This is a genomic window from Campylobacter sp. IFREMER_LSEM_CL1097, from assembly GCF_025772225.1.
Taxonomy (GTDB): Bacteria; Campylobacterota; Campylobacteria; order Campylobacterales; family Campylobacteraceae; genus Campylobacter_D; species Campylobacter_D lari_D.
In genome coordinates this window covers 42,850-56,530 of record NZ_JAKMRT010000008.1, presented here as the reverse complement: position 1 = coordinate 56,530, position 13,681 = coordinate 42,850, and the positions used below count along the sequence as shown (strand labels likewise).

Below are 13,681 nucleotides of genomic sequence, written 5' to 3'. Positions count from 1 at the left end.
CTAAAATTAGCGTTTCATGTTGATTGCTTTTTGTATCATTTGATCGGCTGTTGTGATACTTTTACTACTTGAATCATAAGCTTTTTGTAGAGTGATTAAGTTAGTAAAAGCTACTGATAAATCTACATTAGATTGCTCTAAATAAGAACCTTTAAAAGTTGCTGTGCTGAAATTTCCATTAGCATCAAGTAAAAAAGTTGGATTACCGCTATTTCCTGTTTGCCCATAAAGATTTTCCCCTAGCTTTTCCAAGCCTTGTTCGTTTGTGAAATTAAACAAAGCAAGTTTTGCCATAGCTATTTGATCTCCATTGGTAAAAGTGGCGATGATAGTACCATCTGTGTTAATAGAATAATTATTTAAAAACCCCTCGCCCTTACCATCTGTTTGTGTATGCACTGAAGGTTGTTTGTTTTGTAAAGCATGAAGTCCATCATAGCCTGAATTTGGTATATTTGGATCATAATAAGAACCAAGATTTATATTAACCCTTGTTCCATTATTATCTACTGAATTTAAGGTGTTAGATACTAAAGCTCCAGATTCGTTAAAAGTGATTAAACCTTCAGTTGTTCCACCTATTTTATTGCCATCATTATCATACACTTGTGCAACGGCTTTGTATTCTAAATCTGTACCATTTTGCGGTAAAACTCTATCTAATTTAACTTTTACCCAACTAATAGATCCATCAGGATTTATTAATTTTGCAGAAAGTTCTGTGCTATCAGCTACTTCTTTTTCAACGCTTAAGTGAGATGATTCTAATTTGGCTGTTTCTAAATCGACTTTATCTAGTTTTTGATTGTCGATACTAAAAGCTAAATTTTCATCTAAAGTAGCTTGTAATGTTTGACTAGCACCCTTTTCATCAGTGATTTTAAAATATATAGTATCGCCAGGTTTTATACCATAAATTTGTTCATCTTTTACACTACCTGAAATTTTTACACTACCATCTTCATTTTTACTAAATTCAAATTTAGAAGCATCTACATCTACATTTACTGCTTCTGTTTTGGTGCTTGTGTCTAAATTTCCACTCCAAGTTATATTCTGCGTTGGTTGAGGTGGTAAGTAAAGATTTTTAGGTACAGAAATAGGTCCTTGAGTATTAACTCCGCCCATTTGTAAATTCTGTCCAGGTGTTCCACTCCAAGCTGTAGTGACTTTTTGTCCCATAATCTGACCAAACATATTAGAAACTCTATCACTTAGTTGAATTTCTTGTAATGATGGATTCATAGTTCCAAGTACATAATTTCCATTTGAATCTACTAAAAATCCATTTGCATCAGGTTTAAAAGCACCATTTCTAGTATAATAAACCCCATTGGCATTACTTACACCAAAAAAGCCTTTTCCGGCAATTGCTACATCAAATTCATTATCAGTAGAAACTAACGGACCTTGTTCAAAAATATCATTAGTAGCTCCTGCTACACTACCATAACCAGTTTGACCTTTGTTATATGATTGTGTTGTTATGGTGCTATAAAATACATCTTTAAATGCCACATCAGAGTATTTAAAACCGACTGTATTGACATTGCTTATATTATGAGCGGTATTGTCTATACCATAACTTTGGGATTTTACTCCATTTACTCCATTGTAAAATGCTGTAAACATGATTTTATCCTGTAATCTCTTTAATATCTTCCCATTTAACCCAGCTACCGCCCATACCAACTAGAGCTTCACCTTCTTCAAATTTAACTCCAGTGATAGGATAAGCACCATAAGTTGAATTAACAGTTGTGCCATCTTCACCTATATAACTTGCTCTTACATAGTATTTTCCAGATGGTACAGGACTTCCACTATCATCTGTTCTATCCCAAACGATTTGTTTCATACCAGCACTCATATCTTTAACACTCATTGTTCTTACAGGATCTCCTGCTTCATTATAAATAGTAAATGTTACAGGTGTGCTGTCTGATTTATAAGCTGAATCAATCTTTGCTGTTTTGATATCAACACTTGGGGTATGTCCTACTATTTTAAATGTTTGATCTTCTCCAACTACTGCTTGAACCGTTTCTTCTTGACCTTTGTCATCTTTTAATTTTATATGTATAGTTTCTCCAGGTTCAGCTATTTCTTTATCAACTTTACCTGTTATATCTAGTTTATCTTCGCCATTTTTCTTAAGTTCAAAACCTTCAATATCAATATCAGTCTTTTTACCTTTTTGTGGTTCTTGTGGTAAATACATATTAATTTGAAATTGTATATCATCATCTGCCACTACAAGGTAATTATCTTTAACTGTTGCAAGTTTTCCAACTGCAGCTAGTGCGCTCATACCTGTGCTTGCTGCAATAGAATTTTGTAGTTTTGTCATCGCAGTTACAAGTTGAGTCATGGTTTTATTAGTATTATCTTGCATTTCAAGTGCTGAAAGTTGTGCCGTTTGGGTAAGCATTTTTTCAGTGTCCATAGGATCTGTTGGATCTTGATGTTGGAGTTCTATTAAAAGAAGCTTTAAAAAAGCATCCTTGTCAAGTTCTGCCCCAGGGTTGTAAATCAACCCGCTATCACCTTCACCGGCTCTAGTGCTTCCTTTAGCATTTGGCATATCTTTAGTACTAAGCGTTGCTAAAGGACCTTGAAGGGTTTGTGTGTTTATATTTGACATAAAAATCCTTTTTTATATATTTTTAAAGCTCAAAGCAAAAAATATTCCATTTAAAAATATTTTGCTAAAACCATTTCTAAGCTTGGTTTTTCTTGAATTTCTTTTTCAAAATTCACCTTATCTTCTTTACTATTGTTGTTTTTTTGTCTTTGCGGATTGCTTTGTTCTTTTCTTTCTTGATTACTAAAATTCATTTCTAAATTTGTAAATCCCATATTTACAAGAGCATTTTTAAACTCAGCTTGATGTTGTATAAAAAGATTTAAGGTATTTTGATTAGAGTTAAAGCTAATATTTAAATTTGAACCCCTTTGGACTAAAGTTACTTCTACTTCTCCAAGATTATGTGGATTAAGAGTTATACTAAAGCGAGTTATAGGTGCTTTGTAGCTTTCTAGTTTTTCTTTAAATTCTTGGGCAAAATCATTAAAAGTTTCTTTCATAGGAATATTTTGATTTTTTATAAAATTATTAGAAACCCTATTCATTTCCCTTACATAAGAATTTAAATTCTCTTCACTATGATCATTTTCATCTTTTGAAAACTCTTTTGTGTGTTTAAAAATATCACTAAAATTATCTATATTTTGATTATTTTTATCTATTTTTAAATGTTTATCTTGAGGGGCCAATTGATTTTCTAAGTTAATTTTTAAATCTTGATTTTGATTTTGTATATTTTGAGTATTTTTTATATTTGTTAATTCAGTTTTTAAATCTTTTGAATTTTCTAAAACAGAACTTATTTTTTTACTAAAGCTATCTTCGCTAATAGTTAGTTTTTCATTCTTTAATATTTCTTTAAAATCTAGCTTTTCTTTTTCTTTAATATCTTTTTTTAGGTTTGTGTTTTGAGTAAGATTAATTAACTCAATATCACTTAGTTTTTCATTGAATTTTGTTGTTGTATTTTGGATATTTTTTGCGTTTTTTATTTCTTTTTCATCTTGAATTTGAATTTTCTCTACTAGTTTTTCTTTAAAATATATGTTTTGAATGTTTTCTTTTGCTTGTGTTTTTATATCTTTTTTTGGAAGTTCTATATTTTTTAAAGCAGAAGAAAGCAAAGACACACCTTCGTTTTCTTTGCTTTTTATATTTTTGCTTGTATTTGGTTCTTCTTTTAAAAGCTTGGTAATTTTTTGATTGATTAAATCTTGAAAAACATTAGTATTATTATTTTGTTTTGGTATTTCAAAAAAACCTTTTTTATCAAGATTTGGAAAGGCTTCTTTTAAATCTTTAATTTGTTCAAATTTTATATTTTTGATGTTTAATCCAAGCTCTTTTGCCACATTAAAAAGCTCATTAATATTTTTTATATTTTTTAGCTTGTGTAGATTTTTTTCAAGAGCTAAAATAGCAGTATTATCCTGGACAAGTTTGTTTAGTTTTATATCCTTGCTATCGCTTTGTAAAACCTCCAATAAAGAAAGAATTTGCATAAAATTTGCACCCTCAAAAAGCTTCAAAGCATCTTTTTCATCCAGCGGTATTTTATCTTTGACATCATCTTTTAAAATTTTATCATTAACTTTATCATCTTTTTGTGGAGTCTTGAAATCTTTTGGTAAACTTCCATCTTTTTCATTTATTGCTTGCAATAAGGAATTTAAAAATTCCTCGCCATCACTTTGTGAGCTAGTGTTTTCTTTACTTGGGTTTTCATTTTGTGGAGTGATGCTTAGTAAGTTTAAAGCATCACTAGCTTGGATATTAGACATTAATTAACCTACTAAAAAATTATTTTTTGCTAAATTTGGAAATAAATTTTGTAATTGTGCTGCACAATCAAGTTTTAAATTTTCATGAGTAAGATTAAAATTTTTAAATATCACTAATAATTCTTCTATGTTTTTAGCATTTAAAACCGCATTTTCATTTTGAGCATCATCTAAAATTTCACTTACTTTACTTGAAAGTTTTGCATAATTTAATTCTTTTTCTTCATTTGAATTTATAACTTCTAAATAATTTAAAAGTTCCATAAAATGCTTACTATTTAAAACTGAAGTTCCTTGTTTTTCTAAGTTAGCGTTAAAGATTTGAGTATTTAGGTTTGACATATTTTTCTCCTTAAAAATAATTCTTACTCAAGACAAAAGCAACAAGTGTTCCAATTTTTAAATCTTAATTTTTAAGCATTTTTTTTATATAATATTAGATTTTAAATTTAAGACTTTGGAGAAAAACTTGGATAATATTAGAAATATAGCTGTTATAGCTCATGTTGATCATGGTAAAACAACAATGGTAGATGAGCTTTTAAAACAATCAGGAACTTTTAATGAGCGTGAACAAATAGCTGAGCGTGTAATGGATAGTAATGATATAGAAAAAGAAAGAGGTATCACTATACTTTCTAAAAATACTGCTATTAATTATAAAGGCACAAAAATAAATATCATAGACACTCCAGGCCATGCTGATTTTGGTGGTGAAGTTGAGCGTGTGTTAAAAATGGTTGATGGGGTTTTGCTTTTAGTTGATGCACAAGAAGGGGTTATGCCTCAAACTAAATTTGTGGTAAAAAAGGCTTTATCTTTAGGGCTTAAACCTATTGTTGTTATTAATAAAATCGACAAGCCAGCTGCTGATCCTGAAAGAGTAATCAATGAAATTTTTGATCTTTTTGTGGCTTTAGAGGCAAATGATGAACAACTTGATTTTGCAGTAGTATATGCGGCTGCTAAAAATGGTTATGCAAAACTTGCACTTGAAGATGAAAGCACTAACATGGAACCATTGTTTAAGACTATACTTGAGCGTGTGCCTGCTCCAAGTGGTAGTGATGAAAATCCTTTACAGCTTCAAGTTTTTACTCTAGGTTATGATAATTTCGTTGGTAAAATAGGTATTGCAAGAATTTTTAATGGTAAAGTAAAGAAAAATCAAAATGTTATGCTTGCTAAAGCAGATGGCTCTAAAATCAATGGAAGAATTTCAAAGCTTATTGGTTTTATGGGTCTAGAAAAAATGGACATTGAAGAAGCAGGGACAGGCGATATTGTAGCGATTGCAGGTTTTGAAGCTTTAGATGTAGGAGATAGCGTGGTAGATCCAAATAACCCTATGCCGCTTGATCCTTTACATATAGAAGAGCCAACTTTAAGTATAGTATTTTCAGTAAACGATGGTCCTTTAGCGGGTACTGAAGGTAAGCATGTAACTTCAAATAAAATCGCAGAACGCTTAGAAGCTGAAATGAAAACTAATATTGCTATGAAATATGAAAGCACAGGCGAGGGTAAATTTAAAGTAAGTGGAAGAGGTGAACTTCAAATAACTATTTTAGCCGAAAATATGCGTAGAGAAGGTTTTGAGTTTTGTATGGGTAGACCTGAAGTTATCGTTAAGGTAGAAGATGGTGTTAAAACAGAGCCGTTTGAGCATTTAGTGATTGATGTGCCTGATGATTTTACCGGAGTAGTGATTGAAAAACTAGGTAAAAGAAAAGCTGAAATGAAAACTATGACACCAACTGGAGATGGTCAAACAAGACTTGAGTTTGAAATTCCTGCGCGTGGGCTTATAGGATTTAGATCACAATTTTTAACAGATACCAAAGGCGAGGGTGTTATGAACCATAGCTTTTTAGAGTTTCGTCCATTTAGTGGAGCAGTTGAAAAAAGAAATAATGGCGCGTTAATTTCTATGGAAAATGGTGTTGCACTAGGATATTCTTTATTTAACTTACAAGATAGAGGGGTGTTGTTTATCGATCCTCAAACAAAAGTATATACAGGCATGATTATAGGTGAGCATTCACGCCCAAATGATTTAGATGTTAATCCTATTAAAGGTAAAAATTTAACTAATGTTAGAGCAAGTGGTAGTGATGATGCGATTAAGCTTGTACCACCTAGAAAATTAAGCCTTGAAAGAGCATTAGAGTGGATAGAAGAAGATGAACTTGTAGAGGTTACTCCACAAAATATTAGAGTTAGAAAAAGATATCTTGATCCTACTCAAAGAAAAAGAATGGAAAAGGCTAAGTCTTAATGGATTTTGAAGCCATAAGACAAGCTTTAAATAAAAGACTCAAAGCTTTACAAATTTTAGCATTTGCTGAAGCTTTGGTTATATTTTTTCTTGCTTTTCAATTTAGCAAAGATGTGATTATAGCTTTGTTTTTTGCTGTTTTAGCAGGAGTTTTGTTTTTTAGAATTTTAGGAAGAAAGCTTATGTGGGGACGCAATGAGCTTGTATTTAAAATGTGTGAGGAATTTTTAAAACAAAATAATGCTAAATTTGATAAACAAGGCTTTTATCAGAAAGATTTTGAAAAAATTGCTTTTGACTTTTCTTTAAAAACTTATCATTCTCAAAATTCTTTTATTTTTGATGATTTTATTCTTTATGATGTGAAATTTAAAGATGAATTTGGGAATTTCTTTTGTGGAATTTTGCTTTATAGTAAGAAATTAAAAGAAGATATTAAGTCAAATGAAAGTATTTTTGAAAAAGTAAAGGATAAAGAATTTTCTACACAAAGAGTTTTGAAAAAAGATGATTATTTACTCATAGCAAGTTTGAAAAATCCTTTTTTTGCTGATTTAAAAATTTCAAGTGAGTTAAATTTTAAACTTTTTAGAGCTAATTTAGAAAAAATTCAAACTTTTATACATGATTAAGTTTAGCTTACTTAATCATTTTGTTCTAAATTATTAATTTCTTGTATTTTTAAATTCTCATTTTTTCCCATTAAATTTTGTATAGTTTGGATTTGCTCTTTAGAGGCATAGCTTATGTCTTTTAAAACTATCCAAGTGATTTTTTGATTACAAGGCTTGTTGAGTTTGTTTTTAAAGATGTAAAAAGATTGAAGATTATTTGGTAATAACTCATTAGCGCTTAAGCTTTGAACATAAAGCTTATCGCCTTCTTTTTTAGGAAAAGCACGGATGATTTTTTTAATAAAAGGATTTTCCGCACCTTCTTGTAAAAACAGCACAACCACTGCTATATCACCTTTTTGACTTACATGGCTAAAATGAATTTCTAAAGGATAAGGCTTTTTATCAATAGAAATCTTTGATGGACTATGAAAGTGAAAATGAGATAAATTATAAGCTGTATTGTCTAGCATGATATGGCTTCCATTGCTTGCAAAATACATTTTTATGGTATAACCATCATTTATCAAACCAAAAGAATTGTTTGAGTAGTTAAATTCTAAAGAATGATTTTTATTTGCAGCCTTTTTACTATTTATATTAATAAAATCTTGATTTAACCCACTTTCACAGTAAATCCAGTTTTTATCTAAATTTTTCCATTTGTCTTTGTCTATGAAATTTCCATGTGAGGCATTTTGAGGCATTTGTTCATAGGCAAAAAGCATGCTAGTAGTAAATAAGCCAAAAAGTATTTTTTTAAAACTCATAATATTCCTTTTTTAATATAATTATAAAAAAATAAATCCTACAAGAAGCTTATATTTAAAAATAATTATATTAAAATTAAATATTTTAAAGAAATTATAGACAATATTAAGGATAAATTGATCGATATATGGGAGGATAGTGTGAAACATTCCCATGATTTTTTATCTGATTTTGATAGAGAAAAGATTAAAAATGATCTTTTAAATTCTCAAGTATTCTTTAGTTTAAATTATTTGATTTGTTATAATAAAGACAAAATGATTGGATTTTTAGCATTTGTGGATGATAAAATTGAAATGATGTTTTTAAGTTCAAAATATTTTAACAAAGGTATAGACACTACTTTAATATCTAAAGCCATCAATGATTATCATTTGAAATATGTTGAAGTAAATAAAGATAATTATAAGGCATATAAATTTTATCAGAAAAATGGTTTTTTACAAGAGGGTGAATATAAAGATGAATATGGTTTTATTATTTTAAAAATGAAATTTTAACTATTCTTTGCCATCTTTGATAGGCACAAAAAGACATTCATCTAAAACTTCTTTGCTAATCTCGCCATCTTTTTTGGTAAATTTAGTGATGAATTGTTGATTTCCTATAAGTAAAGGAGCTACCAAAATTCCGTTATTTTCAAGTTGATCAAATAATACATTTGGAATATGCTCTATATAAGCTGAGAGTAAAATTCTATCATAAGGTGCATAATTTTTCCAGCCATTTTGCCCATCATCAAATTTTACATGAATATTAGCATAGTTTAGTTTTTTAAATTTTTCTATAGCACTAATTGCAAGTTTTTCAATGCGTTCTATGGTAAAAACTCTTCTAATAAGCTTACTTAAAATCGCAGCTTGATACCCGCTACCACAACCTATTTCTAAAACACTATCAGCTTCTTTAAAATCAAGCGCCATAGTCATTTTGGCCACAGTTAAAGGTGAGCTTATCCATTGATTACCCATTAAAGGAAGCGCATCAAGTCTATAAGCATGCATTTTTAAAGGTGAAAAAATTTCTCTTGGAGTAGAACAAAAAGCTTCAAATAATTCTTCATTAATGAAAGTGTTTTTGCGAATTTCTTCTGCCATAGTTTGACATTGTTTTTGTTCAAATATATGAATCAATAAGCACTCCTTGATAAAAAGTGTTATTTTATCTTAAATTTTATTTATCTAGCTTTAAAATCCTTAAGGCGTAAAAACGCCTTAAGATTAATCAAGTGTATAAAGGATATTTGATCCATCTTGATAAGATAAGATGTGCATTTTACCATCTTTGAAGAATAAGCTTCTTGCGTTAGTTATATTTTCTGGATACGAAATAGTTTTTACAACTTCTTCTTTGTCTAGATCAATTACAGCAATAACATTATGCTTTTTACTTAATGCATAAATTTTACCATTTTTAAAAGCCATTGAAGTTATATAAAGATCGCCCAAAGTTTTTCCTTCTTTTAACTCAGCTTTAGGAGTAAATTCAGCTGAAAGAACTCTATCTGCTAAAGAAATTTTAGAAATTACAAAAGTTTTAGCATCCTTATTGTTTGGAACGGTAGCAAGATACATGTATTTTCCATCAGTAGTTGTGCTTAAAATATGATGGAATTTAGCTCTAACTGTGTCAATTCTACCACGACCAAGGTTTTCACCTTGTCCTTCAAAATTATTTGCCCCTCTAATAAAATCAGCATATTGTAAAGCTTCATCTGCATTAGGATTTTGAGCAAATCTTAAGAAAGTTTTATTAGAGCCCATTAAGATGTATTTGTTGTCCAAATAAGGAATAATTCCTATGATAGGATTAATTGTGGCTGAAAAATATGGGTCTAATAGAAAATCTGTTTTAGTACTAAAATTATCATCTAGGAAAAATACTTCCCATTTTGAACTTGCGACATATTCTCCATTGATATAATCAAGTGTATTGATAGCTTTAGGAAAATCAATTTTTGTTTCATTTACGATTTTTAGATTATCATCGATATTTGTAAATGGAGCATTACTGATATTATTATCAAATTCAATACCTAGTTTTTCATTAGCAGGAGCAAAAGCAAAATCAGGTTCTTTAACATCGCGTTTTCCTAAGAAAGAAATGCTTTTCCAACTTTTATTCCAGCCTGAATCATCCCAAATAATATATTTTGGATTTAAACTAAAACGAACTGGATCACCTTGTCCGCTATATGGGATAGGACCAGTGCTTACGAAAGCTTGGAAGACATTTGAAGCTACGATAAAAGCAACAATAACCATAGCAGCTAGGTTAAATTTAGTTAATTTTCTAAAACTAACTCCTTCCATTTCTTTTTCAAAAGAACCAAATTTTGGAGCAAAGGCAAAAATAACACCAAGCAATAAAACCACAGCCCAAAATACTACTTCAGCCCAAAAATAAGTATGCAAACCAAAAATAGGCAAACCAAAACCTTGATCAAGATCACGGTGTGCATGGCCACTTATATGATTAAATGATTGCCATAAACCAAATGCAGTCGCGATTAAAAGGAAAGCTAAAAATTTACCTTTCATACCATAACGCACAATAAATAAAGCCGCTACGCCAATGAAAATCATTGATTCTCTTTGGCCCCAACAAGAAGTACAAGGGCTATCACCTAGCATATAACCAAAAATTAAATTTGCAATTCCAACAGGCATTAAAATGATTAAAAAACCTGCCAAGCACATTAAAAAATAAAAAAATTTAGTTTTGTTAATATCACACATATTTGCCACCTTATAGATTCATTAGGCCTAAGATTGCGCCTGATTTGCGACCTAAATAGTCAAATACCATAATAGCCCATGAAATTACAAGTATAGAAAAAGCTAGTTTTTCTTTTTCAGGCTTAATTATCATGAGAACTATGGCAATAAAGACTAGCAAAAGTTCTAAAAACTCCATAATCACCCCTTTACTAATAAAATAAAATGGCGGATTTTACAATAATGAAATAAATAAAAATAAAATATTAAATAAAAAGAGAATTTTAGTTTAAAAAAATGTAAAATATGGGTAGTTTTGTGACTTAAAAGTCATCAAAACTCAAACTCCCTTTAGAATAGTTTGTAACCTTGCTTTCAAAGAAATTGCTTTTTTGATCATTAAATTTAGAAAAATCATCTACCCATTTAATAGGATGTTTTGCATTATAAATTTTATCAAGATTAATAGCTATTAGTCTTTGATCAACAAGATAGTGAATGTACTCTTCTATAATATCGTCTGTAAAACCCATGATTTGATTTTGAGTGATGTATTTACCCCATTTGATCTCAAGTTCACCTGCTTTTTTAAACATATCATAAATTTTGTTTATATTGATATCATTAAACAAATCAGGTCTTTCTTTACGCACAGAATTAATCATATTTTGAAATAATAATAAATGAGTAATTTCATCTCTTTGTATAAAGCGTATCATTTGTGCTGAACCTAGCATTTTTCCTGCACGCGCTAAAGCATAAATAGCAGTAAAACCACTATAAAAATACACTCCTTCTAGAATTTGATTTGCTACCATTGCAAGTAAAAGTTTATTATCATCTACTTCGCCAGCTAATTCTTCATAAATACTTGAAATGAAATCATTTTTTTCTCTTAAAGTCTCATCGTGTTTTTCCATTTCATAAATTAAGTCTGTATTTTCACAGATTGCTTCAACCATCACTGCATAAGATTTTGAGTGATTTGCTTCTTCATAAGCTTGTCTTGCTAAAACCGCATTGATTTCAGGTGCTGTGATATAAGGGTTGATATTATCAGCAAGATTGTTTGTTTGAAAACTATCCATTGAGATAAGTTGAGACCAAACTAGATCATACATTCTTTTTTCTGCTACGGTTAGATTGCAACGATAATCTAGTGCATCTTTTGTTGTATCTACTTCTTTTGGAAACCAAGTATTTGCTTCCATTAAATCCCAAAGTTTTAAAGCCCATGTGTATTTTGCTTTAGTAAAATTTAAAATACCATGTGGGTTGCCGTTAAATACTTTTCTATCATTTAAAGTTTCATTTGATTTTGGATTATAAATTCTTTTTCTATTCATTTTTCCACCTTTGTTACAATAGCGCTTTGGCTTAAAATATCATGCAAGGCTAAGGTATCCTTTCTTAAAAAGCTTACCAAAAAGCCAATCAACAAGCCAAAGCTTATAATGAAAATTACATAGCGTAGGATTATTCTAAAAAAATTAAGTTTGTGTCCATTTTTAATATCAATCAAGTATAAATCATAAGCTTTAAGTCCAGGACTTTGAGCTTTTTTTACTAAAAATAATGCTTGTAAAAATCCAAAAAGCAATGGGCACAAAAAAATTATAAGTTGATTGTTTAAAAAAGCTTCTTTAGAGCCAAGAGTAAAATAAAACAAATACAAAATGGGCACATAAAGCAAAAATAGATCAATCAAAAAGGCTTTAAATCTTAAAAAGCGAGTGGCTATTTTTGCTTTAGTTTTCATTAGTTACCACGACTACCAGGTTTGATAGCTTTAGTGCCTTTTTCACAAAGTGGGCAAGTATTTGCATCATAAATATCAAATTCAAAATTTCCTAGTGCAAAAAGTGGTAAATTTTGTGGTAATTTTGCATTTTCTTTTCTTGGATTGTTTAAATTTTTTACAGCACAAAAACCACGATTTGCTAAAGCTGCAAAACCTACTACTTCTCCACCTAAATTCTCAATGATTTTTGCACTCTCAAGTGCTGAGCCACCTGTTGTAATAATATCTTCACAAACGATAAATTTTTCACCTTTTTTTACTTCAAAACCGCGTCTAAGACTCATCACTCCTTCTACGCGTTCAGTAAAAATAAAGCGTTTGTTGCAAGCTCTAGCAAGTTCATAACCTGCTAAAATTCCACCCAAGGCAGGCGAGCAAATACTATCAAATTCAATATTAAAACTGGCAATAACTTTCGCAAGCTCATCACAAAGCTCACCTGCTAGTTTTGGATTTTCTAAAACTTTAGCACTTTGAAGGTAAAACTCAGAGTGTTTCCCTGAGCTAAGTAAAAAATGTCCTTGTAGGTATGCTCCACAATCTTTATAAATTTGTTCTAAGTTCATTTTAAACCTTTAAAAGTTCCGCTTCTTTGTTTTTAACTAACTCATCTACTTTTGCTGTATAATTATCGGTTTGTTTTTGTACTTCATCATAAGCTTTTTTAGCTTCATCTTCTGAGATTGCTTTATCTTTTTCTAGTTTTTTTACCGCATCATTTGCATCTTTTCTAATATTTCTAATAGCAACTTTAGCCTTTTCGCCCATAGCTTTAGCATTTTTAGCATTTTCTTCTCTTTGTTCTCTTGTCATAGGAGGAAAAAATAATTTAACACTTTCACCATCATTATTTGGATTCACTCCAATGTTTGCCGCAGCTATAGCACTTTCTATAGCTTTTAGCATTGATTTTTCCCAAGGAGTAATGCTAATAGTTGAAGCATCGGTTGCTAAAACTGTTGCTACTTGATTTAATGGAGTTGCACTACCATAATAATCTACATGAATATGATCAAGTATATTTATATTTACTTTGCCAGTTCTTATGGTAGTAAAATCTTTTTTTAAAGCCTCTAAGCTTTTGTCTGATTGTTGTTTTTGCTTGGTATAAATTTCATTTAGCATGGTATTT

15 protein-coding genes are annotated in these 13,681 nt (G+C 30.0%); 3 read left to right on the top strand and 12 right to left on the bottom strand.

Annotated elements, in window-relative coordinates:
- Window positions 1–6: 6 nt before the first annotated feature.
- The 4 genes from L8W64_RS04890 to L8W64_RS04875 are packed head-to-tail and all read right to left on the bottom strand — an operon-like array spanning window position 7 to window position 4,710.
- Window positions 7–1,632, bottom strand: coding sequence for a flagellar hook protein FlgE (locus L8W64_RS04890; protein ID WP_133319032.1), 1,626 nt, complete (start codon window positions 1,630–1,632; stop codon window positions 7–9).
- Window positions 1,633–1,636: 4 nt separating this feature from the next.
- The gene (locus L8W64_RS08990; protein WP_263672989.1) at window positions 1,637–2,644 is read right to left on the bottom strand and encodes a flagellar hook capping FlgD N-terminal domain-containing protein; all 1,008 of its coding nucleotides are present in this window, start codon (window positions 2,642–2,644) and stop codon (window positions 1,637–1,639) included.
- 50 nt (window positions 2,645–2,694) lie between these two features.
- A complete protein-coding gene (locus L8W64_RS04880) occupies window positions 2,695–4,368 on the bottom strand; it encodes a flagellar hook-length control protein FliK (protein WP_263672987.1) in 1,674 nt (557 codons plus the stop codon).
- Window positions 4,369–4,371: 3 nt separating this feature from the next.
- Window positions 4,372–4,710 carry a hypothetical protein gene (locus L8W64_RS04875; protein WP_133319030.1) on the bottom strand — a complete coding sequence of 113 codons (339 nt, stop codon included), beginning with the start codon at window positions 4,708–4,710 and terminating at the stop codon, window positions 4,372–4,374.
- 127 nt (window positions 4,711–4,837) lie between these two features.
- Between L8W64_RS04875 and typA the strand changes: the two genes are divergently transcribed.
- The gene (gene typA, locus L8W64_RS04870; RefSeq protein WP_220567072.1) at window positions 4,838–6,646 is read left to right on the top strand and encodes a translational GTPase TypA; all 1,809 of its coding nucleotides are present in this window, start codon (window positions 4,838–4,840) and stop codon (window positions 6,644–6,646) included.
- Window positions 6,646–7,278 carry a poly(A) polymerase gene (locus L8W64_RS04865; RefSeq protein WP_263672985.1) on the top strand — a complete coding sequence of 211 codons (633 nt, stop codon included), beginning with the start codon at window positions 6,646–6,648 and terminating at the stop codon, window positions 7,276–7,278. The genes typA and L8W64_RS04865 overlap by 1 nt, the downstream gene beginning before the upstream one ends.
- 11 nt (window positions 7,279–7,289) lie before the next feature.
- On the opposite strand, the gene L8W64_RS04860 is transcribed toward L8W64_RS04865, so the two are convergent.
- A complete protein-coding gene (locus L8W64_RS04860) occupies window positions 7,290–8,030 on the bottom strand; it encodes a carbonic anhydrase family protein (protein WP_263672984.1) in 741 nt (246 codons plus the stop codon).
- A gap of 141 nt (window positions 8,031–8,171) precedes the next feature.
- Here L8W64_RS04860 and L8W64_RS04855 point away from each other — a divergent pair, with 141 nt between their 5' ends.
- Entirely contained in the window at window positions 8,172–8,531 is a 360-nt protein-coding gene (locus L8W64_RS04855) for a GNAT family N-acetyltransferase (protein ID WP_263672982.1), read from the top strand.
- Here the strand turns inward: L8W64_RS04855 and L8W64_RS04850 are convergent, their stop codons facing one another.
- The 7 genes from L8W64_RS04850 to frr form a co-directional block, all read right to left on the bottom strand.
- A complete protein-coding gene (locus L8W64_RS04850) occupies window positions 8,532–9,161 on the bottom strand; it encodes a protein-L-isoaspartate(D-aspartate) O-methyltransferase (protein ID WP_133319188.1) in 630 nt (209 codons plus the stop codon).
- 90 nt (window positions 9,162–9,251) lie between these two features.
- Window positions 9,252–10,769 (bottom strand): disulfide bond formation protein B, encoded by a 1,518-nt coding sequence (locus L8W64_RS04845; protein WP_220567075.1) that lies wholly within the window; start codon window positions 10,767–10,769, stop codon window positions 9,252–9,254.
- Window positions 10,770–10,779: 10 nt separating this feature from the next.
- Window positions 10,780–10,947 (bottom strand): dihydroneopterin aldolase, encoded by a 168-nt coding sequence (locus L8W64_RS04840; RefSeq protein WP_133319023.1) that lies wholly within the window; start codon window positions 10,945–10,947, stop codon window positions 10,780–10,782.
- A gap of 124 nt (window positions 10,948–11,071) precedes the next feature.
- On the bottom strand, window positions 11,072–12,094 hold the full coding sequence (locus L8W64_RS04835; protein ID WP_133319022.1) for a ribonucleotide-diphosphate reductase subunit beta: 1,023 nt from the start codon (window positions 12,092–12,094) through the stop codon (window positions 11,072–11,074).
- Window positions 12,091–12,507: an RDD family protein gene (locus L8W64_RS04830; RefSeq protein ID WP_133319021.1), complete on the bottom strand. Its 417-nt coding sequence runs from the start codon at window positions 12,505–12,507 to the stop codon at window positions 12,091–12,093. The genes L8W64_RS04835 and L8W64_RS04830 overlap by 4 nt, the downstream gene beginning before the upstream one ends.
- Window positions 12,507–13,115, bottom strand: coding sequence for an orotate phosphoribosyltransferase (pyrE, locus tag L8W64_RS04825; RefSeq protein ID WP_133319020.1), 609 nt, complete (start codon window positions 13,113–13,115; stop codon window positions 12,507–12,509). The genes L8W64_RS04830 and pyrE overlap by 1 nt, the downstream gene beginning before the upstream one ends.
- Before the next feature lies 1 nt (window position 13,116).
- Window positions 13,117–13,674 (bottom strand): ribosome recycling factor, encoded by a 558-nt coding sequence (gene frr, locus L8W64_RS04820; protein ID WP_039668941.1) that lies wholly within the window; start codon window positions 13,672–13,674, stop codon window positions 13,117–13,119.
- Window positions 13,675–13,681 lie beyond the last annotated feature (7 nt).

Coding starts and splice junctions, on each gene's coding strand:
- L8W64_RS04890 (WP_133319032.1), bottom strand. CDS start 1,632: ATGTTTACAGCATTTTACAATGGAGTAAATGGAGTAAAATCCCAAAGT.
- L8W64_RS08990 (WP_263672989.1), bottom strand. CDS start 2,644: ATGTCAAATATAAACACACAAACCCTTCAAGGTCCTTTAGCAACGCTT.
- L8W64_RS04880 (WP_263672987.1), bottom strand. CDS start 4,368: ATGTCTAATATCCAAGCTAGTGATGCTTTAAACTTACTAAGCATCACT.
- L8W64_RS04875 (WP_133319030.1), bottom strand. CDS start 4,710: ATGTCAAACCTAAATACTCAAATCTTTAACGCTAACTTAGAAAAACAA.
- L8W64_RS04865 (WP_263672985.1), top strand. CDS start 6,646: ATGGATTTTGAAGCCATAAGACAAGCTTTAAATAAAAGACTCAAAGCT.
- L8W64_RS04860 (WP_263672984.1), bottom strand. CDS start 8,030: ATGAGTTTTAAAAAAATACTTTTTGGCTTATTTACTACTAGCATGCTT.
- L8W64_RS04845 (WP_220567075.1), bottom strand. CDS start 10,769: ATGTGTGATATTAACAAAACTAAATTTTTTTATTTTTTAATGTGCTTG.
- L8W64_RS04840 (WP_133319023.1), bottom strand. CDS start 10,947: ATGGAGTTTTTAGAACTTTTGCTAGTCTTTATTGCCATAGTTCTCATG.
- L8W64_RS04835 (WP_133319022.1), bottom strand. CDS start 12,094: ATGAATAGAAAAAGAATTTATAATCCAAAATCAAATGAAACTTTAAAT.
- L8W64_RS04830 (WP_133319021.1), bottom strand. CDS start 12,507: ATGAAAACTAAAGCAAAAATAGCCACTCGCTTTTTAAGATTTAAAGCC.
- pyrE (WP_133319020.1), bottom strand. CDS start 13,115: ATGAACTTAGAACAAATTTATAAAGATTGTGGAGCATACCTACAAGGA.
- frr (WP_039668941.1), bottom strand. CDS start 13,674: ATGCTAAATGAAATTTATACCAAGCAAAAACAACAATCAGACAAAAGC.